Source organism: Micromonospora sp. AMSO31t, from assembly GCF_008868175.1.
Taxonomy (GTDB): domain Bacteria; phylum Actinomycetota; class Actinomycetes; order Mycobacteriales; family Micromonosporaceae; genus Micromonospora.
The window spans coordinates 1-2501 of record NZ_WBKT01000285.1; the positions used below are offsets into that span (position 1 = coordinate 1).

The 2501-nt window shown below is 73.8% G+C and carries 3 protein-coding genes; 2 read left to right on the plus strand and 1 reads right to left on the minus strand.

Going from position 1 to position 2501, the window contains the following annotated elements; genetic code table 11:
- A partial coding sequence (locus F8274_RS30450; protein ID WP_151465826.1) for an SDR family NAD(P)-dependent oxidoreductase occupies positions 1-672 on the plus strand: 672 nt, incomplete at its 5' end.
- A 64-nt stretch (positions 673-736) separates the two neighbouring features.
- On the opposite strand, the gene F8274_RS30455 is transcribed toward F8274_RS30450, so the two are convergent.
- Positions 737-1555 (minus strand): hypothetical protein, encoded by an 819-nt coding sequence (locus F8274_RS30455; protein ID WP_151465828.1) that lies wholly within the window; start codon positions 1553-1555, stop codon positions 737-739.
- Between the two features lie 143 nt (positions 1556-1698).
- Between F8274_RS30455 and F8274_RS30460 the strand changes: the two genes are divergently transcribed.
- The coding region (locus F8274_RS30460) for an AfsR/SARP family transcriptional regulator (protein ID WP_151465830.1) at positions 1699-2501 on the plus strand (803 nt) is incomplete at its 3' end.

Below are 2501 nucleotides of genomic sequence, written 5' to 3' on the forward strand. Positions count from 1 at the left end.
GACGGGTACGACGTGGTCATCGTCGGACGGCGGGCCGATGTGCTGCTCGGCGCCGCCGAACGGATCTCGGCGGAGTGCGGGCGGCCGGAGGCCGTGAGCGCGGTGGCCGCCGATCTGACCGACCCGGCGCAGGTGTCGGCGGTGGTCGAGGCGGTCGGGGAGCGGACGGTCGACGCGGTCGTCAACAACGCCGGGGGCTACCTCGGCGGACCGAGCGACACCCTGGCCGACGTGGCGGGCTGGTGGCGGGCCAACCTCGACGCCAACGTGCTCACCGCGGTCCTGCTCACCGAGGCGCTGCTGCCCGCCCTGCGCCGGCCCGGCGGCCGGGTGGTGCTGCTCAGCTCCATCGCCGCCCAGCGGGGCGGGGGCGGGCCGTACTCGGCGGCGAAGGCCGCGCTGCACGGCTGGGCGTACGACCTGGCCGCCCAGCTCGGTCCGGAACAGATCACGGTCAACGTGGTCAGCCCCGGGTACGTGGCCGAGACCGAGTTCTTCGGCGACCGGATGACCCCGGAGGGGCACGCCAAGCGGGTGGCCGCCACCCTGGTCGGCCGGGCCGGCGTGCCGGACGACATCGCGGCGGCCGTCCGCTACCTGGTCGGCCCGTCCGCCGGCTACGTCACCGGGCAGGTGCTCGGCGTCAACGGCGGTTCCGTCCTCGGCCGCTGAACCACGCGGACACGGCAGGAGCGGCGGCCCCCCGTGTGGCCGCCGCCCCTGCTCGCGTCGTGGGTCAGTCCTTCAGCAGCTCGTACGCCGACGCGGGCGCCTTCTGCACCTGGTCGCCGCTCGGCGCGGTGAGCTTCGGCGCCTTGCCGAAGTCGTAGTAGCGGGTGACCAGCTTCATGGCCTTCTGCTTGCCGACGGCCGGGATGTCCAGCGTCAGCGTGGTCAGGTTGCCGTCCGGGCCGACCACGGCCGTGAACGGCACCTTCTTTGCCGCCTCGCCCAGTGTGGCCACGTCGAACCCGCTGAAGGAGTTCCGCACGTCGACGTTGTCGGCCAGGTCGGCGAAGCCGGTGTACGTTCCATTGCCCTTGTCCTCGACCGTTTCCGCGGTTCGGATGATCGCCGCGGTGTTGGCCGGGTCGGCGCCGTCGTAGACCGGGATCTCCGAGACGTCGTCCAGCTTGGTCCGGTCCAGCGCCATCCAGCGCTTCGGCAGCTTCAGCACGTCGTGCAGACCGGCGGCGCCGGTCAGCTTCACCCGCATCCAGATGTCCTCGTCGATGAGCCGGAACGTGATGTTCATGGTGAACTCCGGGTCGTCGATCTTCTCCGACATCCCCAGCTCCAGGGCGTGCGCGCCCGGGTCCACCACGCCGGTCAGCTTGTCGGCGCCCTCGACAGTGGAGAACCGGAAGGCCGGGTCCTTCTCGTCCGGTACGGCGGCCAGCAGCGTGGCCTTCGGGTCGGCCGGCGCGGAGGCGCCAGGGTCGGAGCCGCCGTCTCCGGTGCCGCACCCCGCGGACAGGGCGGGGGCGGCCAGCACGGCGGTCGTGAGGGCCGCGACCCGCCGGAACGTGGCGGCGGTGCCGGTACGCTGCATCATTTCGGTTGACTCACTTTCCCAGGTGGCTGTTGCACCGGGATCATGTCAGGCAGCCACGGCCGTTCCGCTGCCGTTAGGCTGCCGTCCGACTGCCGTGGGCCGCCGCGGCGGACGGCCGGGGGGTAACAGGAGCGGGAACTCGCATGTCAGAGGCGTTGCGCTTCGAGATCCTCGGCCCGCAACGGGCCCGGCACGCGGACCGCCCGCTCGACCTCGGCCCCGGCAAGCAGCGGGCCGTGCTGGCCGTGCTGCTGCTCGCCGCGGGCCGTCCCGTCCCGACCGGGCAGATCGTCGACGCGGTCTGGCCCGAGGAGCCACCGGCCAACGGCGCGAACGTGGTGCAGAAGTACGTGGCCGGGCTGCGCCGGGTGCTCGAACCCGACCGGTCGCCGCGTACGCCGGGGCAGGTGCTGACCCTCACCGACGCCGGGTACCTGCTGCGCATCCCGCCGGAGGCGGTGGAGGCGGTCCGCTTCGAGCGGGAGGTGCGCCGCGCCCGGCAGTGGCACGCGGCCGGGCGTACCGAGGAGGCGCTGGCCGAGGTGACCACCGCGCTGGAGCGGTGGCAGGGGGAGCCGTTCACCGGGTTCACCGGTCCGTACTTCGACGCGGCCCGGCACCGGCTGGTGGAGCTGCGGGCCGTCGCCCTGGAGACGCGCACCGAGCTGGAGCTGACCGGCGGCCGCCACGGCGAGCTGGTCGGCCGGCTGGTCGAGCTGGTGGCCGAGTTCCCGGTCCGGGAGCGGTTGCGCCACCAGCTCATGCTGGCGCTGCACCGCAGCGGCCGGCAGGCCGAGGCGCTGGCCGCCTACCGCGACTTCGCCGGCCTGCTCCGCGAGGAGTACGGCATCGAGCCCGGCGAGGCGCTCCAGGACCTGCACCAGCGCATCCTCCGCGCCGACCCGACGCTGATCCCGCCCGCGCCCGTCCCGCCGGCAACCGTGCG